The organism is Glutamicibacter sp. HZAU, from assembly GCF_004100365.1.
Classification (GTDB): Bacteria; Actinomycetota; Actinomycetes; order Actinomycetales; family Micrococcaceae; genus Glutamicibacter; species Glutamicibacter nicotianae.
In genome coordinates this window covers 147686-170174 of record NZ_SCKZ01000008.1, presented here as the reverse complement: position 1 = coordinate 170174, position 22489 = coordinate 147686, and the positions used below count along the sequence as shown (strand labels likewise).

Below are 22489 nucleotides of genomic sequence, written 5' to 3'. Positions count from 1 at the left end.
ATCACAGAGAAACATTTGTGACTACGTGGAAGGACGCGAACACAGTGAGTGATTCGAAGACCCTGGACAACCTGTCGACCGAAACCCGCTCCTTTGCCCCAAGCAAGGACTTCAGCGATCAAGCCATCGCCACCCAGGCCCGCTACGACGCAGCCAAGGAAGACCGCTTGGGCTACTGGGCGGACCAGGCCCGCCAGGTATTGGACTGGGACACCGATTTCACCGACACCCTCGACTGGTCTGAAGCGCCGGTTGCCAAGTGGTTTGTCGGCGGCAAGCTCAACGCTGCCTATAACGCACTGGACCGCCATGTGGAGAACGGCCGGGGCGACCGCGTGGCCATCTACTTCGAAGGCGAGCCGGGCGATACCCGCAGCTACACCTACGCACAGCTGGCCGAGGAAGTGAAGAAGGCCGCCAACGCCTTCGAGTCCCTGGGCGTGGCCAAGGGCGACCGCGTCGCCGTCTACCTGCCGATGATCCCCGAAGCGGTGATCACCATGCTGGCCTGCGCCCGCATCGGCGCCATCCACTCGGTGGTCTTCGGCGGCTTCTCCGCCGACGCGCTGCGCAGCCGCATCGACGACGCGGACGCCAAGCTCGTGGTCACCGCCGATGGCACCTGGCGCCGCGGCAAGCCGAGCCCGCTGAAGCCTGCAGTGGATGCCGCCCTGGAAGCACCGGGGCACACCGTTGAAAACGTGCTGGTGGTCAAGCGCAACGGCGAGCCTACCGAATTCAGCGCGCTGGACAAGTGGTGGGATGACGTGGTCGGCAACGCCGCCACCGAGCACACCGCGGTGGCCCACGACTCCGAGCACCCGCTGTTCGTGCTCTACACCTCCGGCACCACCGGCAAGCCCAAGGGCATCGTGCATACCACCGGCGGCTTCCTCACGCAGACCGCGGTCACCCACCGCGACACCTTCGATTTGCACCCGGAAACCGATGTCTTCTGGTGCACCGCAGACATCGGCTGGGTCACCGGCCACTCCTACGTCACCTACGCGCCGCTGGTCAACGGCGCCACCCAGGTGATCTACGAAGGCACCCCGGATACCCCGCACCAGGGCCGCTGGTGGGAAATCGTGGAGAAGTACGGCGTCACCATCCTGTACACCGCGCCGACCGCCATCCGCACCTTCATGAAGTGGGGGCGCGAGATCCCGGACGGCTATGACCTCTCCTCGCTGCGCGTGCTCGGTTCGGTGGGCGAACCGATCAACCCGGAAGCCTGGATGTGGTACCGCGATGTCATCGGCTCCAACAACGGCAAGAACGGCGAGAAGAAGGAGCACCCGGCTCCGATCGTGGACACCTGGTGGCAGACCGAAACCGGCGCGCACATGATCGCGCCGCTGCCGGGCGTCACCGCCACCAAGCCTGGCTCGGCCCAGGTGGCAGTCCCGGGCATCGCCATCGACGTGGTGGACGAAGCCGGCGAATCCGTAGCCGACGGCGAAGGCGGCTTCCTGGTCATCCGCGAACCATGGCCGGCCATGCTGCGCGGCATCTGGGGCGACATGGAACGCTACAAGGACACCTACTGGTCCCGCTTCGAGAACATGTACTTCGCCGGCGACGGCGCGAAGAAGGATGACGACGGCGACATCTGGCTGCTGGGCCGCGTGGATGACGTGATGAACGTGTCCGGCCACCGCCTGTCCACCACCGAGATCGAGTCTTCGCTGGTCGCCCACCCGTACGTGGCCGAAGCCGCGGTGGTCGGGGCGAAGGACGAGACCACCGGCGAGGCAGTGGTCGCGTTCGTGATCCTGCAGACCGAGCCTGCCGAGGGCGAGGATGTCGTGGCGACCCTGCGCAACCACGTGGGCAAGGACATCGGCCCGATCGCCAAGCCGAAGCATGTGCTGGTGGTGCCCGAGCTGCCCAAGACACGCTCGGGCAAGATCATGCGCCGCCTGCTCAAGGACGTGGCCGAAGGCCGCGAGGTCGGCGACGCCACCACGCTCTCGGATTCGACGGTCATGAGCCAGATCGCGCAGTCCATGGGCAAGTAGCCGCTGCACGCACTGCCGCAAGAGCCGCCGTTCATCTGCACCGCTGGTGCGGAAGAACGGCGGCTTCTTGTATTACGGACCCGGCGCAACGACGCTGGATTATGCCTGCCGTGTAATAGATTTGGGTTCATGACTGAGAACGCATCGAACACCATCTTGCTGCTCAACGGCCCCAATCTGAATCTGCTGGGCACCCGGGAACCGGAAATCTATGGCCACGACACGCTGGCCGATGTCGAGCAGCTGGCCCGTGACACCGCGGCCGCCTACGGCCTGGAGGTGCGCGCGGTGCAGTCCAACCACGAGGGCGTGCTCATCGACGCGATCCACGAGGCCCGCACGACCGCGGCAGGCATCATCATGAACCCCGGTGCGTTCACCCATACTTCGGTAGCGCTGGCCGATGCGATCAGCGGCGTGCAGCTGCCCGCCATCGAGGTGCACATCTCCAATGTGCACAAGCGCGAGGCCTTCCGCCACCATTCCTATATCTCGCCGGTAGCCAGCTCGATCATCATCGGTGCGGGAGTGCACGGCTACAAGCTGGCCGTGCAGCAGCTCGCGCATTTGCTCGGCAAGTAGCCGCAGGCATCAGCCGGAAACGCAGTCGCCGGTCTTGATGCTGGTGCGCCGCTGGCTGCCGAGTTCCAAGGCTTGCTCGATCTCTTCGAGACTCAGGGCGAAGCCAACCTCGTCATCGCTGCGGGATTTGGCGAAGATCAGACCCACCACGTCGCCGGATTCATCCAGCAGCGGTCCGCCGGAATTGCCCTGCGCCACTTCCGCGGTGAGCTGGTAGACCGAAATCCGCGACGGGTCTTCGCCATAGATGTTGGCGATGGAGACGAAGGCGCGCGAGGCGATCAGCGCTCCGCGGATCTGCTGCGGTCCGCCCGACGGGTGGCCGACGAATGTTGCCGAGTCGCCACGCATCAGGTCATCGGTGGCCAGGTCGATGGGCTCAGCCTGCAGTCCCTCGACGTAAAGCAGCGCGATGTCCGCCTGGGGATCGAAATAAACAACCTTTCCGCGGTGAACTTCGTCACCGCCGACCTCCACGGTTGCAGCACTCAATCCTGCCACCACGTGTGCATTCGTCATGACCAATTCGTGGTCGACAACGAAGCCCGAACCGGTCAGGTTAACGCCGCACTGCACGGCGGTGCCGGAGATCTTGGCCGCCGATTGCGCGGCTGCCAGCTGCAGGTCGTTGGCGGCCCATTCGGTGTCCACTGGCGCCTGCACCGGAGGGGCGAAAGGCTCCAGGAACGCGGGCAGGGTTTCAGCGATCACCTTGGAGCGTGCGGTGGATATGGCCGCATCGACAAACTCGGGTGTCAGGCCGCGAATCGTGTCGATCATCTTGGACTTGCTGATCTCCAGCGAAAGCCTCGGGATACCCATGCTTGCCGTGGAAAAGGCCAAGCCACCAATGATTGTTGCGGTGATGAACACCGACAGCACGCCACCGGCGATGCGGTCTGCGGCACGCAGGAAATCGACATTCATCCAGTGCCTGATCCGGGTCGCGATCACCCGTCCCAGCGCTTGGCCGAGGATGATCAGCACCGCGGCGGTGGCGATCATCAGTCCGACACGCCACCACGGATTCGTGGCAAAAGTGGAGACCAACGGGATCGCGAAGAATGCGGCGACGCCACCGACGAGCAGGCCGAGCATGTCGCCAACTGTCAGGAGGAAACCTCGGCGAACTCCAACGATGAAGAACATCAGCAATACAGCGCAGATGACTACATCGAGCCAGCTGAAAATTCCCAGCACCCAGACCCCAGTTCATTCATAAAGTTCGTATAGACCCAAGGTACCCTTAGAAGCTGATGGATTTCTGCGAGCAGATTCGCGAGTTTTAGTCGAATGTGCGTGATTTTCGACATTTTCTTGGTTAAACCACGTGTGGAAACTGTCACATTGTTACCGAATACGGCACAATGAAGTAAGCGCCTACTACTGTTGACAGGAGATTTAATGGATATCGAGGTACTGCGTCGCGCGCCACTGTTTGCGTCGCTTGGTGATGAAGTTTTCGCCGCGCTAACCGAAGAATTGACCGAGGTTGATCTGTCCCGCGGTGCATCGGTGTTCCGTGAAGGCGATCAGGGTGACCGTCTGTACTTCATCGTTTCTGGCAAGATCAAGCTCGGCCGCACCTCTTCGGATGGTCGCGAGAACCTGATTGCTGTTCTTGGCCCGGGCGAACTATTTGGCGAAATGGCCTTGTTCGATCCACACCCACGCAACGCTACCGCCACCGCCGTGTCGGAGACCCGCCTGGCTGGCCTGAGCCACGAGAACATGCGCAAGGCTATCCTGAACTCCCCTGAGGTCTCGATCCAGCTGCTGCAGGCTTTGGCTGCACGTCTGCGTCGCACCAATGAGTCCCTGGCCGATCTGGTCTTCTCTGACGTTCCTGGCCGCGTTGCCAAGGCGCTGCTGGACCTGGCTGACCGTTTCGGCCGCCCGGCTACCGACGGCATCCTGGTTGCCCACGAACTGACTCAGGAAGAACTGGCCCAGCTGGTTGGTGCTTCCCGCGAAACCGTGAACAAGGCTCTGGCCGAGTTCGTCCAGCGCGGCTGGCTGCGCCTGGAAGCACGCGCCGTCGTGATCCTGGACATCCAGCGCCTGCGCCAGCGTTCGCGCTAAAGCACGACAAAGCATTTCAGGTCGAAAATCCTCAAAGGATTTTCGGCCTGTTGTGTTTTAAGCAGTGTGCTCAGTGCCCGGCAGTGGTCTGCCACGGCCGGGAGGACTCGGCGCTGATGGATCCCAGGACTTCCAGGTAGTAGATTCCATCGCGCACCAGCAGATCCGGATGCTTGAGGTTCAGCGATCGCGCCCGCGAGAGGTAGGCGATCACTCCGTTGGCTTCCGCCATGGCTTCCAGGATCATTTCCACTGCAGGGTAGCTGATCTCCGAGAGCGTGAGGTTCACCGTGTTGGGTTGGCCAATGCTGTCCCCCAGCTCGCTGGTGCCGCGCTTTGCCAAGATGTCTCCGGCAGCAGACCAACGTCCCCATTTTCCTTTGCCACGCAGCAATGAGGCTTCCTGGCGGTTCGGCACGGTGGCGGTGAAGTACCAGGTGTCGAAGCGGCGCAGGGCAAAGTTCGGATTGAGCCAGTGCGATACAGGACGCAGAAGGTCGGTACGCAAACCGAGTCCGCGGCGGCGCAGGAATTCGTCAAAGGCAAGATCTTGTCCGGCGATGGCTTCGCGGGCGGTCATCCAGTCTTCGGCATCGGTCATTTCAACGACGGATTGCTCGTCGGTTCCGGCCAGCAGGATCCCGGTCTCTTCGAAGAGCTCGCGAATGGCGCAAACAAGATAGGCCTGGACCAGCTGCTGATCCAGCAGGTCCATGCGCTTGGACCATTGGGACAGGCTCGGGCCGAACCATTGGTAGGTGGCACGGTCGCTCGTCTCATGGCTGCCGCCCGGGAAGGCTACGTTGCCCAGAGGAGAGCCCCCGGGGCGATAAGTCAGGTAGGTTTCCACACCGTGGGAGGAATCCCTCACCAGGCACACCGAGGACGCTCGCCGCGGGGTACGCGGGGTGCGCGAACCGAAAGAGAACCAGTTCTCGGCGGTGGCAATCTGATGCGGCGGCAGGTCGAAGAGCCGTCGAACCATGCCGCTGCGCGGNCCCGACGGGAAAGCCCGTCGGGACCGCGCAGCGGGAAACTGGCCTGAATTACTCAAATTCGGCGATGACCTCAACCTCGACAGGTGCATCCAGCGGCAGTACGGCTACGCCGACGGCCGAACGTGCATGCAGGCCTGCATCGCCGAGAACTTCGCCGAAGAATTCGGAGGCTCCGTTGATGACTCCTGGCTGTCCGGTGAAGTCCGGTGCCGACGACACGAAACCGACAACCTTCACAATGCGCTTAATGCGATCTAGATCACCAATTTCCGCCTTGATGGCTGCCAGCGCGTTGAGCGCGGCGGTCTGTGCCTGGGCCCTTGCTTCCTCGGCTGAAACTTCGGCGCCAACCTTTCCAACCGCTGTGAGTTCACCCTTAATCAGCGGAAGCTGACCGGAGGTGTAAACGTAGTTGCCGGAAGTAACGGCAGGCAGGTACGCCGCAACCGGCTTTGCCACGGCTGGCAAGGCATGGCCAAGCTCGGCCAGGCGAGCCTCGACACGCGAGGAAGTAGCTTCTTGCATGGGATTTCTCCTTCAGTAGATGTTGTTGCCCGTTAGGCTTTCGGACGCTTCATGTAGGCCACTGGAGATGAGCCATTGGGGCCGGGAACGACGGTTACCAGCTCCCAGCCGTCATCACCCCACTGGTCCAAAATCTGCTTCGTAGCGTGAATCAAAAGCGGCAAAGTGGCGTATTCCCATTTAGTCATACTCGATACGTTAGCGCGTCCTTGTAAACTAGTGGGTATGGCAGCCAAGAAGTCCCCCTTTTTTGATACAGCTACCACTCTGGGAAAAGTCGTTGCATTCTTCGGAATCAGTGCCCTGTGTGGTGTGCTCGCAGCAGGCATGCTCGTGCCCATTGCAGCTATCGCTAAAACCGGTTTGACCACTGGTAACAACATCGTCAGCGCGCTCCCGAGCTCGTTCGAGAAGCTCCCTATCCCGGAGCCTTCCACGATCCTTGACGCGGATGGCAAGACGATTGCGACCTTCTACCAGCAAAATCGCCAGCCTGTGAAGCTAGATGACATCTCGCCGAACATGCGCAAGGCGATCATCTCGGTGGAAGACGAGCGTTTCTACGAGCACAAGGGCATCGACCCCAAGGGCATCGCCCGTGCAGTTGTCGGCAACCTCACCTCCTCGAGCCGCTCTGGCGCTTCCACCTTGACCCAGCAGTACGTCAACAACCTGCTGGTGAACAACCAGGTGCTCACTGGTGCGGAAGAATCCACCGTCTCCGGCCAGAAGGATTATGCAGACAAGATCCGCGAGCTGAAGTACGCGGTGGCTATCGAAAAGGAAATGTCCAAGGACGAGATCCTGGAGGGCTACCTGAACCTGGTCCTCTTCTCGGGTCGCGAGTATGGCGTGGAGGCTGCCGCTCAGCGCTTCTACTCGGTTGATGCCAAGGACTTGAACTTGCAGCAGTCTGCCATGCTTGCCGGCATGGTCCAGCTGCCTAACGTCTACAACCCGATTAACAACCCTGAGCGTTCCATCGATCGCCGCAACAAGGTGCTGGGCAACATGTACCGCACCGGCGCGATCACCAAGAAGGAATACGACCAGGCAGTCAAGTCGGATCTTGAACTGGATCCGAGCATCTCGCCTTCCGGCTGCACCGCGGCCAAGGAAAATGCCTACTTCTGCGACTACGTCACCAACCTGATCTTGACCGATGAGTCTTACGGCAAGACCAAGGAAGATCGCGAAAACCTGCTGTACCGCGGGGGCCTGACCGTCAAGACCACCCTGAACAGCAAGCTGAACAAGAAGGCTGCCAAGGACTCCGCGAAGGCCATTGATCCGAAGGCCAAGTCCAACACGGATGTCTACTCCTCCATCGTTTCGGTCGAGCCGGGCACCGGCAAGATCCTGACCATGGCGCAGAACACCACTTACGGTCCGGAAATTAAGAACTCGGGCGAGAACACCTACTACAATTTCGCTGTAGAGCGTTCGCTTGGCGGTGCCGGCGGCTTCCAGGGCGGCTCGACCATGAAGCCGTACACCACGCTGGGCTGGCTGTCCGAAGGCAACCACATGTACGACAAGATCAATGCCAAGAAGCAGGCCTTCATGCCCGGAACCAAGTGGCGTGCGTCATGCCTTCCCGGCGGCACGACATCTGTCGGTTCAAAGTGGGAACCAAAGAATGCATCGCCTGGCTTCTACCGCACGATGACCGTGGATACCGGCCTGTACTGGTCGATTAACTCCGCAACTGTCCAGGAGGCCTTCAAGACCGACCTGTGCACCATCGCCGACTACACCGAGAAATTGGGGCTGCTCGATCAAGGTGCCAAGGGCGGGCCAGCTCCAATCAGCCCGGCGAACCCTTCGTTCATCATTGGCTCGGCAGAAATCACTCCGCTGTCCCAGGCCGCGGCCTTTGCGGCGTTCGCCAACAAGGGCGAATACTGCGAACCACGCGCCATCACCGGCGTAACCGATAAGGACGGCAACGAGTACAAGGTCAAGAAGGAATCCTGCTCCCAGCAGATCGACCCGACCTATATTGCCGATCTGAACGGCACCCTGCAGAAGATCGCCACCAAGCGCGTCTCCAAGGGCCGGGTAGCCGGCCCGATCGCTGGCAAGACCGGTACCAACAACTACGCCTCATCGACCTGGTTCGTCGGCTACACCACCGGCATTTCCACCGCGGCGTGGGTAGGCCGTCTGGATGGCAAGGCCGGTGAAGAGAAGAACCAGATGCACGGCGCGATGATCAACGACGAGAAGGCACCGTGGATGGTCGACTCCTCGACCTACGCCGCCCCGCTCTGGGTCGACTTCATGGAAGAGGCTGTGCACGAATACGAGCGCAACAGCTTCGGTTCGGCCCGCCGCCAGCCGCCTCCACCAAAGCCGAAGGAAGAAGAGGATTCCAAGTCCGACTCGGATGAGAAGGACAATGACAAGGAAGAGTCGAAGGACGATTCCAAGCCGAAGAAAGAATCCTCCTCGAAGCCTGACGCCCGCGACATTGGCCGGGGAAACGACAACGGCAATGGAAACGGAAACGGCAATAAGTCCGACGACTAGCCCGTGAGCCGCGAAGGCCGCGTTCAACTTTGGTTGAACGCGGCCTTCCGGTTTAGATTGGCATAGGAGAACTTCAGCTGAAGTGGCCTCAGGGCTTGAAAGGACGATGGCATAGAAGTCATGGTTGAACAGAATAATTTCGTTTCGGCATTGCGCCACGCCAGTGGCACGGTGGCCCTCGCCGCCAGCGGCGCCCTGGCCATCGGCGGCGCATTGGTTGGCTACGGCATGCTGGAGGCCCAGAAGTTCGGGCTGCGCCATGAGACGCTCAAGGTCCTGCCGCGCGGATACGGCGACATCAAGGTCCTGCACCTGTCGGACATCCACATGGTTCCGGGGCAGGAAGCCAAAACCCAGTGGCTGCGCAGCCTGGCAGATCTGGAGCCCGACTTCGTCATCAACACCGGCGACAACCTCAGCCACCGCAAGGGCGTGCCGGCATTGATCAAGGCGCTGGAACCGCTGATGGCTTTCCCTGGCGCATTCGTTCCCGGCTCGAACTGCTATTACGCTCCGAAGCTGAAGAACCCGTTCAAGTACTTGGCTCCGTCAACCGGAACCCCCAATCCAGCCTCCCGCGACAAGCTGCCGTTCGAAGAGATGCACCGTGCCTTCGGCAGCGCCGGCTGGATCAATATGTCCAACCGCGCGCATTCCACCGTGCTCAACGGCCTGCGCCTGGACCTTTCGGGAGTCGATGATCCGCACCTCGATCTCGACCACTTTGCGGGCTGGCCGCGCGGGTCCTCCTCCAGCAACCAGGCTCCCCACGTGCGGATTGCGCTCACCCACGCGCCCTACCAGCGGGTCCTGGACCAATTCACCGAGGCGAAGGCCGATGTCATTTTCGCCGGCCACACCCATGGCGGCCAGGTTTGCATCCCCGGGTACGGCGCATTGGTCTCCAACTGCGACCTGCCGACTTGGCGTGCCCGCGGCTTGACCGATTGGGACTACAACGGCAACACCGTTCCGTTGAACGTTTCCGCCGGCATCGGCACCTCGCGCTTCGCCCCGATCCGCTTTGCCTGCCCTCCGGAGGCCGTGCTGGTCACCCTGGCGGCCCGCGGCTAAAGCAAGAAATTCTTCCAGATAATCCCCGGTCAAGCACCTTGCTGGTGCTCGGCCGGGGATTATTCCCATCCATTGTGAAGCACTTCTTTCCCAAAGTGGCGTATTGATTGAATTATCCCAACTACTGCCGGTAGTCTGTAGCTCTGTCAAACTTCTGGATGAATGCGGGGTACCGTGGCTCAGGCTCAACCGAATGGATCCAATGATCCGGTCCCGCTCACTGCAACACTGAAGCGTCTCGCTCCCTTCGTCAAGCCGATTTTCCCTCGGCTCTTTTGCGGATTCCTCTGCGCGCTCGGAGCAGGCATTGTCGCCCTGGCCATCCCACAGGTCCTCGCCTGGCTGGTGAATGTCGTGCTGCAGCGTGATGGAGCGGCCTCGGAAGTGTGGATTTCCGTCGGCATCATCGCCGCGCTGGGCTTCGTCGAAGCGCTGCTGATCTTCCTGCGCCGCCAATTCGTGCTGAACCCCGCAGCAGGACTTGAAGCGCAGATGCGCATCCGCTTCTACAAGCACCTGCAACGCCTGCCCGTGGCGTTCCACGAACGCTGGGGCTCGGGACAGCTGCTCTCCCGCTCCATGTCGGATCTGTCCCTCCTGCGCCGCTGGCTCGCCTTCGGCGCGATGATGCTGGTAGTTGAAACCGTCACCGTCATCACCGGCCTGGTGCTGATGTTCACCCATTCGTGGATCCTGGGATTGCTCTACCTGCTGGGTTCCATCCCGATTGCCATCAAGGCCTACCGCTTCCGCAACGACTACCGGGCCGCCAGCCGGCGAAGCCAGGACCAGGCCGGCGATCTCGCCACCGCCGTGGAAGAATCCGTGCACGGCATCCGGGTCATCAAGGCTTTTGGCCGCGGGCCGCACGTCTACGAGGGCTTCAACGCCCAGGCCAAGTCCCTGCAGGAAACCGAAATCACCAAGGCCAAGACACTGGCCAGCTTCCTGCTCACCGTCGTTGCCGTCCCCGAAACCATTCTGGGCATCGGCTTGGTCATCGGCCTTGCCCAGGTCGCCAACGGCACGTTGAGCGTCGGCTCGCTGGTGGCCTATTTCGCGATCGCCGCGGTCATCGCCGGCCCCGTCGAAGGCATGGGCATGCTGCTGGGCATGACGCTGAGCACCAAAACTGCCCTGGACCGGCATTTCGAAGTGATGGATTCAATCAACGACATCGCCTCCCCCGCACAGCCGCAGATCCCGGCAGAACGCGATGGCAGCGTGAAGCTGGAGCATGTGCGCTTCGCCTACCCTGATACCGCCGGCACCCACCGGCCGATCCTGGCAGACATCAATCTGGAAATCCGCCCCGGGGAAACCATGGCCCTGGTGGGCATCACCGGTTCGGGCAAGTCCACCTTGCTGAACCTGGTGCCGCGCCTGCATGAAGCCACCGCCGGCAAGGTGCTGGTCCATGGCCAGGACGTCAAGGACTGGGACCTTGAGCAGCTGCGAGCGGAAATCACGGTGGCTTTCGAGGACACCACCTTGTTCTCCACCACCATTCGCGGCAATGTGCTGCTCGGCGCCCCGGAACACCTCGATGAGCGGCAGCGCGAAGCGCTGCTTGCAGAAGCATTGGACGTCGCACAGGCGCAGTTCGCCTATGCGCTGCCGGACGGGGTGGACACCCTGATCGGCGAGGAGGGCCTGTCGCTCTCCGGCGGGCAACGCCAGCGCATCGCCCTGGCCCGTGCCATCGCGGCACGCCCGAGCGTCCTGGTTCTCGACGACCCGCTGTCGGCCCTGGATGTGCGCACCGAGGAACTGGTCACCGAGCGGCTGCGCGACGTGCTGGCCGGGACCACCACGCTGATCGTGGCGCATCGGCCCTCGACCGTGATGCTCGCCGACCGGGTCGCATTGCTGCGCGACGGCCGCATCGATGCGGTGGGCAGACACACCCATCTGCTGAGCACCAATGAGCATTACCGTTTCGTCATCGCGAGCCTCGACGACGAAGAGCAGCCAGCCACCTCGGAGGTTTCCCGATGAGCAAGCCCCTGGGCGTTGCCAATGAAGACGCCATCAAGCTCTCTGCGGCCGAACGCAAGGTCGTGCGCCAGCGCTCCTTCCGGCTGCTGGCCGCGTTGGCCATGCCGCAGAAGAAGCTGTTCATCCTCACCGTGGTGCTGGTGCTGGTATCCAATGCGGCGCGCGTGCTGCTTCCGGTGCTGATCGCCTTCGCGATCGACTGGACCTTGCCGCAGGTGCGCGAGGGCAATTGGGGCGCGTTGGGGCTGACCGGTGCAGGCTACATCCTCGGTGCGGTCCTCAGCGGCGTGCTGCTCTCCTGGTACATCACCAGCGCGGCACGGATCTCCCAGGCGATGCTCTTGGATCTTCGCCAGCAGGTCTTCCGCCATACCCAGCGCTTGAGCCTCGAATTCCACGAGAACTACACTTCCGGACGGATCATTTCCCGGCAGACCTCTGATCTGGAAACGCTGCGCGAACTGCTGGACCAGGGCGTTTCGGAACTGGCTTCCTCCTGCGTGTTCGTGGTTTTCACCCTGGCCTCGATTTTCTTCCTCGACTGGCGCAGCGGGCTGGTGGTCTGCGTGGCCGCCATCCCGGTCACGCTGCTGTTCTTCTGGTACCAGCGCCGCTCCGAGCTCCTGTACCGCGAATCCCGCGTGGTGTCGGCCAGGGTCATCTCCACTTTTGTGGAGACGATGACCGGCATCCGCGCGGTCAAGGCGTTCCGCCGCGAGGCAGCCAACGACGAGAACTACTCGGATCTCGCCGAGCAGTACCGGGTGAACTCGGTACGTTCCTTCAACCTCTTCGGCGTGCTGCAGCCCGGCCTGGTGCTGATCGGCAACCTGACGGTGGCCTCGCTGCTGGCCTACGGCGGGTTCCGCATCATCGACGGCACCATGCAGGTCGGCGCGATGGTGGCCATCCTGCTCGCATCCAAGCGCCTGTTCCAGCCAGTCGAGCAGATCGCGATGTTCTACTCCTCGCTGCAGTCGGCCACCGCCGCACTGGAGAAGGTTTCGGGACTGCTGGAGGAGGAACCGAGCGTGCGCGAGCCTGCTGCCCCGCGCAGCATCGGAAAGGTGGCCGGCGAGCTGGTCTTCAAGGACGCGGTTTTCGGCTACGGCGACGGCCCGGTGATCATGGAGGAATTCGACCTGCGGATCCCCGCCGGGCAAACAGTGGCAGTGGTGGGCCAGACCGGTGCCGGCAAGTCCACGCTGGCAAAGCTCATTGCCCGCTTCTACGACCTGCGTTCGGGCACCCTGGAACTGGATTCGGTGCCGATCAACGAACTGTCCAACAAGGAATTGCGCCAGCACGTCGTCATGGTCACCCAGGAGGCCTTCCTCTTCTCCGGCTCGGTGGCCGAGAATATCGCGCTGGGCCGTCCCGGCGCATCGCTGGAACAGATCCAGGATGCGGCCCGCGCAGTCGGCGCCCATGAGTTCATCATGGACCTGCCCGAAGGCTATGACACCGACGTGAACAAGCGTGGCGGACGGGTCTCGGCCGGCCAGCGCCAGCTGATCTCCTTCGCCCGCGCCTTCCTGGCCGATCCTGCGGTGCTGATCCTGGATGAGGCCACCAGCTCCTTGGATATCCCCTCGGAGCGTGCAGTGCAGCGCGGACTGCAGACCCTGCTGGGCAACCGCACCGCACTGATCATTGCGCACCGCCTGTCCACCGTGCAGATCGCCGACCGGGTGCTGGTGGTCCACGACGGCAAGATCGCCGAGGACGGTACCCCGGCCCAGCTGATTGCCGATAACGGGCGCTTCGCGGCCCTGCACAAGGCGTGGAAGGACTCGCTGGTGTAGCCTGGCGGGCGCCTACTGCCTTCCCGCGTCAATCTCCCGGACATGGACGAGCACGAGATCCCTGACCAGGTCGTCGGGCAACGGCGCGGCCGGAGTGAATCGGATTGCATGGACGGTCTTGCTGAAGCCCTCCAACCGGTCTTCCATCTCCTCAATGGCCCAGCAGGATGGATAGAAGCTCAGGTGCTTCTTCGACGCGGTGAAGTAGACCAAGGCACGCTGCTTGTACTTCAGTATGGGCATCGAATAGCTCATGGTTTCTTCCGCTTCCGGAACCAGTTCCTTCACCAGGGCGCGAATCCTTTCGAGCTCTGCCCAGAAATCCGGTTCCAGCGCATCGAGATATTCTTCCACCGTTGCCGCTTTGCCAGCCATGCCTTGAGTCTAGCCACCCGTTTCCAACCGCCGCCAGATGGCTCGGCTTAAGCCCAGGACCCCGCACTGCCTTAATCGGCGGTACGGGGTCCTGTCGCTGGGCATCCGGGCTAGGCGTTGAAGGCCTGTCCGGTCAGCCGTTCATAGGCATCAATGTAGCGGGCACGGGTCTTCTCGATGATCTCCGCTGGCAGCAGCGGCGGCTCTTCGCCCGAGTTCTTGTCCCAGCCCGATTCGGCCGAGGTCAGCCAATCGCGGACGAACTGCTTGTCGAAGCTGGCCTGCGCCTGGCCCGGTTGGTAGGTTTCGGCATCCCAGAAACGCGAGGAATCCGGGGTCAGCACCTCATCGCCCAGGGTGATCTCGCCAGTGGCCGGATCGGCACCGAATTCCACCTTGGTATCGGCCAGGATGATGCCGCGTGCGCGGGCGATCTTCTCTGCCTGCTCGTACAGGGCCACGGTCTTCTCGCGCAGCGCTTCGGCGACCTCGGTGCCCACGCGGTCCACGGTCTGGGCGAAGGAGATGTTCTCGTCATGCTCCCCCACTTCGGCCTTCGCCGACGGGGTGAACAGCGCCGGCTCCAGGCGCGAACCATCCACCAGGCCCTCTGGCAGGGGCAGCTCGCACACGGTCTGCGAGACCTTGTATTCGGCCAGGCCGGAACCGGTCAGGTATCCGCGGGCGATGCACTCGATCGGGTACATCCCAAGTTTCTTGCACACCATGGCGCGGCCGGCCACGGCGGCCGGCACGTCGGTGGAGATCACGTGGTTGGCGAAGCCGCCCAGCTGCTCGAACCACCAGAGGCTGAGCTGGGTGAGCACCTTGCCCTTGTCCGGGATCTCGCTGGCCAGCACGAAGTCGTAGGCGCTGATGCGGTCGGAAGCCACCACGAGGACCCGGTCGGTCTCTTCGAAGCTGGCTCCTGCAGGCACGTACAGGTCGCGTACCTTGCCCGAGTAGAAATGGTCCCAACCTTCGAGGTCGAGCACTTCGGTCTGGAATCCTGCCATGAGTTCTGTTGTCCTCTACTTGCTGTCGTTGGCGATGACGATGTCGCCGCGTTCGGCCTTCAGCGCAATGTCGGTGCGCGACTGGGCGCCATCCCAGCTGATCTCGGCTACCCCGGCATAGGCCGCGGCGCGGGCCGCCGCCAAGCCATCGCCCAGGCCCACCACTGCCAGCACGCGGCCGCCTGAAACGATGATGTTCCCGTCCGCGTCGGCGGAGGTGCCTGCATGCATCACGTGCACGCCGTCGATCGCGTTGGCTGCGTCCAGGCCGGAGATCACTGCCCCCTTGACCGGGGTGTCCGGGTAGTTCTCCGCGGCGATGACCACATCGACCGCGGTCTGCGCGGACCAGGTCAGCTGCTCGGCATCATCCAGCCGGCCCGTGGCGGCAGCCAGCAGCACCCCGCCCAGCGGCGTCTTCAGGCGTGCCAGCACAGCCTGGGTTTCCGGGTCGCCGAAGCGCGCGTTGAACTCGATCACGCGGATGCCGCGCTTGGTGATGGCCAGACCGCAGTACAGCACGCCGGTGAACGGGGTGCCGCGCTTTTCCATTTCGCGCAGGGTCGGGTAGGCGACCCGGTCCATGACCTCGTCGACGAAGTTCTCCGGCAGCCATTCCAGCGGCGAGTAGGCACCCATGCCGCCGGTGTTCGGGCCTTCGTCATTGTCGAAGATGCGCTTGAAGTCCTGCGCCGGGGACAGCGGCACCGCATGCTTGCCATCGCAGATGACAAACAGGGACACTTCAGGGCCGTCGAGGAATTCCTCGATGACCACGGTGCCGCCGGCCGCGAAGCAGGCATCTGCGTGCTCCAGTGCTTCCTCGCGATCGCTGGTGACCACCACGCCCTTGCCGGCGGCCAGGCCGTCGTCCTTGACCACGTACGGTGCACCGAAGTCATCCAGCGCATTGGCGGCTTCCTCGCGGGTCGCGGCTACATGGGCCATCGCAGTGGGAACCTCGGCGGCAGCCATGACGTTCTTGGCGAAAGCCTTGGAGGCTTCGAGCTGCGCGGCGGCTTGGGTCGGGCCGAAGACCGGGATCTGCGCGGCGATCAGGGCATCGGCGACGCCTGCGGCCAGTGGCGCTTCGGGTCCGACGACCACCAGGTCGCTGCCCAGTTCCTGGGCTAGCGCGACGACTGCTGCAGGGTCCTGCGCGTCGATTGCGTGGGTGGTGACGTCCTGTGCGATACCGGCGTTGCCGGGGGCGCAATGAACTTCGTTGACGTAGGGGTCTGCACTCAGTGCACGGACAATTGCATGTTCACGGCCGCCTGGGCCAATAACCAGTACCTTCACGCGGTCGAGTTTACCGGAGAATCCATGGGCCAACCGCGTCTATGACGCACGCAAGACCAGCGCCCAGCCCTGCACTCGAACGGCATCCGGGTCCCCGCACGCCGGCCGATTTCGCTTCCAGTACTGCACCTGAGCACCTTCGAAGCTGTCAGCTGGCGTTCGGCGAGTTGGACTAGAGTTGGCATGGCTGGATTTACGGTTTTCCCGGATCCGCGGCAGGGATCCCGCACAGAGGAATATGACGTTTCTCTGTCATTGAGAGAAAGTGGAATCGACCCATGGCAATCAAACGGCGCGTTGACGAAACCGCTGGCCGAGCGGCCTTGCGCGAATGGTCCTCAACCGCGCGGGGACAAGGAAAAACAGCCCGGCCGGTGCTGGCCACGGCAGTGCGGTTTTCGCTGGAGGAGCTGGCTTCCCGCGCCGAGGGCAATTCGGTCGAGGTGCGCGTTCCGCCCTTCGGTGTGACCCAGTGCATAGCCGGGCCTCGGCATACCCGCGGAACTCCCCCGAATGTGGTCGAAATGCCTGCTGAACTCTGGCTTTCCTTGGCTACTGGCCGCATAAGTTGGGCCGAAGCCCTGCAAACTGGGCAATTGCACGCTTCGGGACTTAGGGCAGACTTGTCAGCACACCTACCACTTATTGAGTACCCTTAAAGGCATGGAGCAACACCCCGCTACACCGTCGCCTGCCGATCAGGGCATTGAAGTGCAAATTCACTCATCGCCCAAGTTCTGGCCATTCATTCTGACCTTCGCGGTCTTCGGCGCGCTAGTCGGCCTCATCATCGGCCTGCTTGGCGAACCGTCGCAGGAATACACCCGTGCCTCGGCCTCCGGATTCTTTGCAATCTTCGGCGCAGGCTTGGGCGTAGGCATCGGCGCACTGGCATATGTGATTGTTGACCGCGTGACCTCACGCAAAACCACCAAGCATCTGGCAGTTCCTCTGGCCGAGGACACTGACTCCAGCGGACAACAAGGCTAGGCAGCTTTTCTCCTGAATTAGAAGAGCAGGCGGCCGCGCACCTGGCCGCCACCCACCACATTCTTGGTCGGTGTCGACCAACCGGAACATGAGAGAATAACCAACATGGCGCGTGGCGATGGATTCTTAAATCACGACCTGCTTCCAAGCGACAAGGGCCCGCAGGATGAATGCGGCGTTTTCGGCGTTTGGGCTCCTGGCGAAGAGGTCGCAAAACTCACCTATTACGGCCTGTATGCCCTGCAGCACCGCGGACAGGAATCCGCCGGAATCGCCACGAGCGATGGCGCGCGCATCAATGTCTACAAGGACATGGGCCTGGTCTCCCAGGTATTCGACGAGAATACGCTGAACTCCATGACCGGCCAGCTGGCCATTGGCCACTGCCGCTATTCGACCACCGGTGCCAGCCACTGGGCCAATGCGCAGCCGACCCTGGGCCCGACCCAGACCGGCACCGTCGCGCTGGCCCACAACGGCAATTTGACCAACTCCGCCGACCTGGCCGACATGGTCTCCGCCAAGCAGCAGGCCGAAGGCGGCAAGGTCCGCGGCGAACTCGCCCAGGGCAACACCACCGACACCGCGCTGGTCACCGCCTTGCTGGCCGGCTCCGAAGGCCAGTCGCTGGAAGAAACCGCGCTGGAGCTGCTGCCGAAGATCGAAGGCGCTTTCTGCTTCGTCTTCATGAACGAGGACACCCTGTACGCCGCCCGCGACCCGCACGGCGTGCGCCCGCTGGTCCTGGGCCGCCTTGACCGCGGCTGGGTGGTCGCTTCCGAGCAGCCGGGTCTGGCTACCGTCGGTGCCTCGTTCATCCGCGAAATCGAGCCAGGCGAAATGATCGCCATCGATGAGAACGGCGTGCGTTCCACCCGCTTTGCCGAGTCCACCCCCAAGGGCTGCGTCTTCGAGTACGTCTACCTGGCGCGTCCAGATGCCGCCATTGCCGGCCGCTCGGTGTACGAGTCCCGCGTGGAGATGGGCCGCCAGCTGGCCCGCGAGAACAGCGCAGAGGCAGACATCGTGATCCCGGTCCCGGAGTCCGGCACCCCGGCCGCCATCGGCTACGCCGAGGAATCCGGCATCCCGTTCACCCACGGCTTCGTGAAGAACGCCTATGTGGGCCGCACCTTCATCCAGCCGAGCCAGACCCTGCGCCAGCTGGGCATCAAGCTCAAGCTCAACGCCCTGGAAACCGTGCTGCGCGGCAAGCGCGTGGTCGTGGTCGACGATTCGATTGTCCGTGGCAACACCCAGCGCGCGGTGGTGCGCATGCTGCGCGAGGCCGGTGCCGCCGAGGTGCATGTGAAGATCTCCTCGCCTCCGGTGAAGTGGCCTTGCTTCTACGGCATCGACTTCGCGTCGCGTGCCGAGCTGATCGCCAACGGCGCGGCCGTGGACGAGATCGCCACCTCCATCGGCGCCGACTCGCTGGCCTACATTTCCGAAGACGGCATGATCGAGGCCACCCGCCAGCCGCGCGAACGGTTGTGCACCGCGTGCTTCACCGGCGACTACCCGATCGCCTTGGCCAACGAGGAGCGCCGTGGCAAGAACCTGCTGGAGCGCAGCAACCAGGCCGGTTGCGAGCCGGGCCCTGATGCCGAGTTCGAAATCAACAGCTAATCCCCTTCACGATCCCCAACCATCCCGTTGCAAAGGGCGCCGCATCCGCGTCGCCCCGAACAGAAAAGGAACCGACTGCCATGAGCGGCAATGATCAGCAGCCAACTTCCATCACCTATGCCGGTGCCGGCGTTGACGTTGAGGCCGGTGACCGTGCCGTTGAGTTGATGAAGGGCGCGATCAAGGCAACCCACACCTCCGGCGTCGTGGGCGGGGTCGGCGGCTTCGCCGGGCTCTTCGACGTATCGTTCCTCACCGGCTACAAGAAGCCGTACCTGGCCACCTCCACCGACGGCGTGGGCACCAAGGTCGCCATCGCCCAGAAGCTGGACATCCACGACACCATCGGCCAGGACCTGGTCGGCATGGTGGTCGATGACATCGTCGTGGTGGGCGCCAAGCCGCTGTTCATGACCGACTACATCGCCACCGGCAAGGTGGTCCCGGAGCGCATCGCCGACATCGTGCGCGGCATCGCCGAGGGCTGCAAGCTGGCCGGCACCGCGCTGGTCGGCGGCGAGACCGCCGAGCACCCGGGCCTGCTGGCCGAGGACGAGTACGACGTGGCGGGTGCCGCCACTGGCGTCATCGAAGCCGACCAGCTGCTCGGCCCGGAGCGAGTGAAGGCCGGCGACGTGGTCATCGGCATGGCCTCCTCCGGCATCCACTCCAACGGCTACTCGCTGGTTCGCCGCGTCATCGCCCACGCCAAGTGGGAACTGGACCGCCAGGTCGAAGAATTCGGCCGCACCCTGGGCGAGGAGCTGCTGGTTCCGACCCGCATCTACACCACCGCCTGCCTGGATCTGGTCGGCGCGCTGAACGACGGCGAGAACTTCGGCGTGCACGGCTTCAGCCACGTCACCGGCGGCGGCCTGGCCGCCAACCTGGCGCGTGTGCTGCCCCGCGGCCTGATGGCCCGCGTGGACCGCTCCACCTGGGCGCTGCCAGCAGTTTTCTCCACCATCGCCCAGCTGGGCAACGTGCCGCAGCCGGATCTGGAGCGCACCCTGAACCTGGGCGTGGGCATGGTTGCTGTCGTTGATCCTGCAGTCGCTGATCGTGCAGTCGAGCTGCTGAACGTCGCGGGCATGGGCGCTTGGGTAATGGGCCAGGTCGAGGACCTGGATCCATCGGCCGCCGAGGCCGGGCTGGACTTCGTCCAGGGTGCCAAGGGCGTGGACGGCGGCGCAGTGCTGCTGACCGGCAACTACGCCAAGTAGGCCACCGAAAGCTCCTATAAACTCGATGCGCCGCACTGATTCCAGTGCGGCGCATCGGTTTTTAAACCACCATGGCATGCGGAGCGAAATATTCTCCCGCTAGTCCAATTGCTTCAGCGCGTCTTCCAACGGCACCCGCCAGCGCCAGGTGGCCTTCTGCTCGCCGCGGACGTGGCCATTGGTTATCAGCGCCACCGGCAGATCCCGCTTGACGAAGTTCAACAGGATTTTGTAGCCACTCATGACCGCAAGCGAGGAGCCCATCACCAGCAGCGCCGTGGATTCAGCTTCCAGTGCCGCGATACGCTCCTTGCGTTCGGCTGGAACGCTCTCGCCGAAGTACACCACGTCAGGTTTCAGCGCGAGCGATCCGCAGCGCAAGCAGGCCACCATGTTGAACCGGTCCACCAGGTACTGGGGCAGCTCCACATCGCCGTCGGGGTTCACCGCGCCGGGATCGATCTCCACGGCCTCCAGGTAGCCCTCATTGGCTGCTTGGAGGCGCAGATCGAAGTCAAGGCGGTTCTCACTGTTCCCGCAGTCCAGGCAGCGGACGATCGACAGATCGCCATGCACCGGAATCACGCGCTTGGATCCTGCCTGCTGGTGCAGCCCGTCCACGTTCTGGGTGATGATGCCGCTGATTTTCCCCTGTTCTTCCCACTGCGCCAAGCGCCGGTGAATGCGGTTGGGTTCGGCTTTGTCCATATGCCGCCAGCCGACGTAGCCGCGGGCCCAGTAGCGCTGCCTGGCTTCTGGACGGAAGCGGAATTCCTGATAAGTCATTGGCCGGTGGCGTTGCAATGAGCCATTGGGGCCGCGGTAATCCGGGATACCCGAATCCGTGGATACGCCGGCGCCGGTCACCACGAGGACATTCCCGGTGTCCAGCAGCCGCCGGACTCCGTCCCGGGCTTCGTTTTCCGGCGAGGGCGGGGCTTGTTGCTCCACAATGCGCTGCATGGAGCGGATCGCCGAATGATGCGCCATCTGGATCGACAGTTCTTCTGGAGTGCTCACGTTACACCTTAGAATTGCTGGGCACGACAAAGGCCGCAGCGACTAAAAGCTAATTTAGCTTAGTCGCTGCGGCTTGTCGCAAAATGTACTGAAGAGCTGTACCACTCAATGCTTAAGGTGTGGCACTCTGAGCCAAGGACTCCCGGCATCAGAAGACGAGGCTACTCGTCTTCGTCATCTCCCGAGTACTTCTTAGTCAGCTCGTCGTATTCCGAGTATTCGTCGTCATACGATGAATCATTACGCTCAGAATTCTGAGCATGATGATCGGACCGAACGCCCAACTCGCGTTCAAGTGCCGAAAGGTCAGTGGATGGCGAGTAGTACTTGATATCTCGCGCCTGACGCTGTGCTTTAGCCTTTTGACGGCCGCGCCCCATGGCGTGACCCCCTCTTTTCAGTAGAGTCGGGAGGTGGTCCACCTGTAAAAGGTGAAGGCCCCCGAATATGTGATCAGTTCTTTCGTAATTAAAGGTTAACACGATTCACCGGCGAGCGCTGAATGCAACACCCAACGAAACAGCTAGACTGTGGATTAGTCCAACGACTATGTATTGAGCCGGCGAGCGATCGCCCGACCCAACCACAAAGGAGCTCAACAGGTGGTGGAAAACAATCTGCCCGAGCCGCAGGCGGCTTTGCCGCCATTGCAGCCAGAACCGGAGAAGCCGAAGCGGCAGAGTGCCCAATGGGCCCTGATGATTGTCGCCGTTCTGGCGCTGGCCGCTGCAGTGGTTTTCGTGGTGTTGAGGCTCGTGGATTCACCTGCTTCGCCAACTGCGAACAATGTGGAACGCAATGAGAATCCAGGCCTCGACGGCATCATTGCCACCGGGATGCCGCCTACGCAGCTGGAGCAAGGCGATTGCCTGCGGGGGTTCACGTCGCCACTGGATCCGCAGACCGTCGTGACCTGTGATTCCTCCCACAACGCGCAAGTAATCGGCATCTTCCAGGTCAACGGCGAGGAGTACCCCGGTGCCAACGTGCTGCTCACCCAGTCCGAAGACCTGTGCAAGTCGGTCTCGCTGGACCCGCGTGCAGGGTTGGACTCCACCTGGACCTATCACTTCTCCCGCCCATCGGAGAGCACCTGGGCCCAGGGCGACCGCACCGTTTCCTGCTTCCTGAGTCTTTCGGAGGGCAACGTCCGCAGCTCGTTGCTGCCCGAGGGCGCCGACGATGACGATGCCGGTAGCTCCGAAGAGAAGAAGTCCGAGGACGAAAAGCCGGCCGACGAAAAGTCCAACGGCCAGGAGACCACCGACAGCTAGGCAGCTTGAGTACAGCAACGGCGAGGGCGTGAACGGATTTCCA

Annotated in this window: 19 protein-coding genes; 12 read left to right on the top strand and 7 right to left on the bottom strand. The window is 62.7% G+C overall.

Annotation, left to right across the window (positions count from 1 at the left end):
- The first annotated feature begins 44 nt into the window (after positions 1-44).
- Entirely contained in the window at positions 45-2021 is a 1977-nt protein-coding gene (gene acs / locus EKH49_RS13775; RefSeq protein WP_128471282.1) for an acetate--CoA ligase, read from the top strand.
- 129 nt (positions 2022-2150) lie between these two features.
- On the top strand, positions 2151-2603 hold the full coding sequence (gene aroQ, locus EKH49_RS13770) for a type II 3-dehydroquinate dehydratase (protein ID WP_038991696.1): 453 nt from the start codon (positions 2151-2153) through the stop codon (positions 2601-2603).
- A gap of 9 nt (positions 2604-2612) precedes the next feature.
- Here aroQ and EKH49_RS13765 read toward each other — a convergent pair whose 3' ends face one another.
- Positions 2613-3803, bottom strand: coding sequence for a MarP family serine protease (locus EKH49_RS13765; RefSeq protein WP_066141031.1), 1191 nt, complete (start codon positions 3801-3803; stop codon positions 2613-2615).
- Between the two features lie 204 nt (positions 3804-4007).
- Here EKH49_RS13765 and EKH49_RS13760 point away from each other — a divergent pair, with 204 nt between their 5' ends.
- Positions 4008-4685 (top strand): Crp/Fnr family transcriptional regulator, encoded by a 678-nt coding sequence (locus EKH49_RS13760; protein WP_022874282.1) that lies wholly within the window; start codon positions 4008-4010, stop codon positions 4683-4685.
- 1046 nt (positions 4686-5731) lie between these two features.
- Here EKH49_RS13760 and EKH49_RS13750 read toward each other — a convergent pair.
- Positions 5732-6208, bottom strand: a complete 477-nt coding sequence (locus tag EKH49_RS13750; protein ID WP_128471281.1) for a RidA family protein — start codon at positions 6206-6208, stop codon at positions 5732-5734.
- 327 nt (positions 6209-6535) lie between these two features.
- On the opposite strand from EKH49_RS13750, the gene EKH49_RS13745 reads away from it, so the two are divergent.
- From EKH49_RS13745 to EKH49_RS13730, 4 genes are all read left to right on the top strand, one after another.
- On the top strand, positions 6536-8740 hold the full coding sequence (locus tag EKH49_RS13745) for a transglycosylase domain-containing protein (protein WP_236641167.1): 2205 nt from the start codon (positions 6536-6538) through the stop codon (positions 8738-8740).
- 120 nt (positions 8741-8860) lie between these two features.
- Positions 8861-9814 carry a metallophosphoesterase gene (locus EKH49_RS13740; protein WP_128471279.1) on the top strand — a complete coding sequence of 318 codons (954 nt, stop codon included), beginning with the start codon at positions 8861-8863 and terminating at the stop codon, positions 9812-9814.
- A 174-nt stretch (positions 9815-9988) separates the two neighbouring features.
- The gene (locus tag EKH49_RS13735) at positions 9989-11812 is read left to right on the top strand and encodes an ABC transporter ATP-binding protein (protein WP_128471278.1); all 1824 of its coding nucleotides are present in this window, start codon (positions 9989-9991) and stop codon (positions 11810-11812) included.
- The gene (locus EKH49_RS13730) at positions 11809-13617 is read left to right on the top strand and encodes an ABC transporter ATP-binding protein (protein WP_128471277.1); all 1809 of its coding nucleotides are present in this window, start codon (positions 11809-11811) and stop codon (positions 13615-13617) included. The genes EKH49_RS13735 and EKH49_RS13730 overlap by 4 nt, the downstream gene beginning before the upstream one ends.
- Positions 13618-13629: 12 nt before the next feature.
- Here the strand turns inward: EKH49_RS13730 and EKH49_RS13725 are convergent, their stop codons facing one another.
- From EKH49_RS13725 to purD, 3 genes are all read right to left on the bottom strand, one after another.
- A complete protein-coding gene (locus tag EKH49_RS13725; protein WP_128471276.1) occupies positions 13630-13992 on the bottom strand; it encodes an iron chaperone in 363 nt (120 codons plus the stop codon).
- 110 nt (positions 13993-14102) lie between these two features.
- Complete coding sequence (locus EKH49_RS13720) at positions 14103-15008, bottom strand: phosphoribosylaminoimidazolesuccinocarboxamide synthase (RefSeq protein ID WP_128471275.1); 906 nt, start codon at positions 15006-15008, stop codon at positions 14103-14105.
- A gap of 15 nt (positions 15009-15023) precedes the next feature.
- A complete protein-coding gene (gene purD, locus EKH49_RS13715; protein ID WP_128471274.1) occupies positions 15024-16310 on the bottom strand; it encodes a phosphoribosylamine--glycine ligase in 1287 nt (428 codons plus the stop codon).
- A gap of 278 nt (positions 16311-16588) precedes the next feature.
- On the opposite strand from purD, the gene EKH49_RS13710 reads away from it, so the two are divergent.
- From EKH49_RS13710 to purM, 4 genes are all read left to right on the top strand, one after another.
- Positions 16589-16969, top strand: coding sequence for a sterol carrier family protein (locus tag EKH49_RS13710; RefSeq protein WP_083515562.1), 381 nt, complete (start codon positions 16589-16591; stop codon positions 16967-16969).
- A gap of 4 nt (positions 16970-16973) precedes the next feature.
- Entirely contained in the window at positions 16974-17300 is a 327-nt protein-coding gene (locus EKH49_RS13705; RefSeq protein WP_128471273.1) for a hypothetical protein, read from the top strand.
- 105 nt (positions 17301-17405) lie between these two features.
- On the top strand, positions 17406-18929 hold the full coding sequence (gene purF / locus EKH49_RS13700) for an amidophosphoribosyltransferase (RefSeq protein ID WP_128471272.1): 1524 nt from the start codon (positions 17406-17408) through the stop codon (positions 18927-18929).
- Positions 18930-19009: 80 nt separating this feature from the next.
- Positions 19010-20152 carry a phosphoribosylformylglycinamidine cyclo-ligase gene (gene purM / locus EKH49_RS13695; protein WP_128471271.1) on the top strand — a complete coding sequence of 381 codons (1143 nt, stop codon included), beginning with the start codon at positions 19010-19012 and terminating at the stop codon, positions 20150-20152.
- 99 nt (positions 20153-20251) lie between these two features.
- On the opposite strand, the gene EKH49_RS13690 is transcribed toward purM, so the two are convergent.
- A complete protein-coding gene (locus tag EKH49_RS13690; RefSeq protein WP_128471298.1) occupies positions 20252-21142 on the bottom strand; it encodes a Sir2 family NAD-dependent protein deacetylase in 891 nt (296 codons plus the stop codon).
- A 191-nt stretch (positions 21143-21333) separates the two neighbouring features.
- Positions 21334-21552, bottom strand: a complete 219-nt coding sequence (locus EKH49_RS13685) for a DUF3073 domain-containing protein (protein ID WP_038991764.1) — start codon at positions 21550-21552, stop codon at positions 21334-21336.
- Between the two features lie 222 nt (positions 21553-21774).
- Between EKH49_RS13685 and EKH49_RS13680 the strand changes: the two genes are divergently transcribed.
- Positions 21775-22446: a septum formation family protein gene (locus tag EKH49_RS13680; protein WP_128471270.1), complete on the top strand. Its 672-nt coding sequence runs from the start codon at positions 21775-21777 to the stop codon at positions 22444-22446.
- Positions 22447-22489 lie beyond the last annotated feature (43 nt).

What these genes read in the sequence shown, in the direction of transcription:
- EKH49_RS13720 (WP_128471275.1), bottom strand. Translation starts at nt 15,008, where the DNA reads ATGGCAGGATTCCAGACCGAAGTGCTCGACCTCGAAGGTTGGGACCAT.
- purF (WP_128471272.1), top strand. Translation starts at nt 17,406, where the DNA reads ATGGCGCGTGGCGATGGATTCTTAAATCACGACCTGCTTCCAAGCGAC.
- EKH49_RS13710 (WP_083515562.1), top strand. Translation starts at nt 16,589, where the DNA reads ATGGCAATCAAACGGCGCGTTGACGAAACCGCTGGCCGAGCGGCCTTG.
- EKH49_RS13725 (WP_128471276.1), bottom strand. Translation starts at nt 13,992, where the DNA reads ATGGCTGGCAAAGCGGCAACGGTGGAAGAATATCTCGATGCGCTGGAA.
- EKH49_RS13740 (WP_128471279.1), top strand. Translation starts at nt 8,861, where the DNA reads ATGGTTGAACAGAATAATTTCGTTTCGGCATTGCGCCACGCCAGTGGC.
- purM (WP_128471271.1), top strand. Translation starts at nt 19,010, where the DNA reads ATGAGCGGCAATGATCAGCAGCCAACTTCCATCACCTATGCCGGTGCC.
- EKH49_RS13685 (WP_038991764.1), bottom strand. Translation starts at nt 21,552, where the DNA reads ATGGGGCGCGGCCGTCAAAAGGCTAAAGCACAGCGTCAGGCGCGAGAT.
- aroQ (WP_038991696.1), top strand. Translation starts at nt 2,151, where the DNA reads ATGACTGAGAACGCATCGAACACCATCTTGCTGCTCAACGGCCCCAAT.
- EKH49_RS13690 (WP_128471298.1), bottom strand. Translation starts at nt 21,142, where the DNA reads ATGGCGCATCATTCGGCGATCCGCTCCATGCAGCGCATTGTGGAGCAA.
- EKH49_RS13730 (WP_128471277.1), top strand. Translation starts at nt 11,809, where the DNA reads ATGAGCAAGCCCCTGGGCGTTGCCAATGAAGACGCCATCAAGCTCTCT.
- EKH49_RS13745 (WP_236641167.1), top strand. Translation starts at nt 6,536, where the DNA reads ATGCTCGTGCCCATTGCAGCTATCGCTAAAACCGGTTTGACCACTGGT.
- EKH49_RS13760 (WP_022874282.1), top strand. Translation starts at nt 4,008, where the DNA reads ATGGATATCGAGGTACTGCGTCGCGCGCCACTGTTTGCGTCGCTTGGT.
- EKH49_RS13750 (WP_128471281.1), bottom strand. Translation starts at nt 6,208, where the DNA reads ATGCAAGAAGCTACTTCCTCGCGTGTCGAGGCTCGCCTGGCCGAGCTT.
- EKH49_RS13705 (WP_128471273.1), top strand. Translation starts at nt 16,974, where the DNA reads ATGGAGCAACACCCCGCTACACCGTCGCCTGCCGATCAGGGCATTGAA.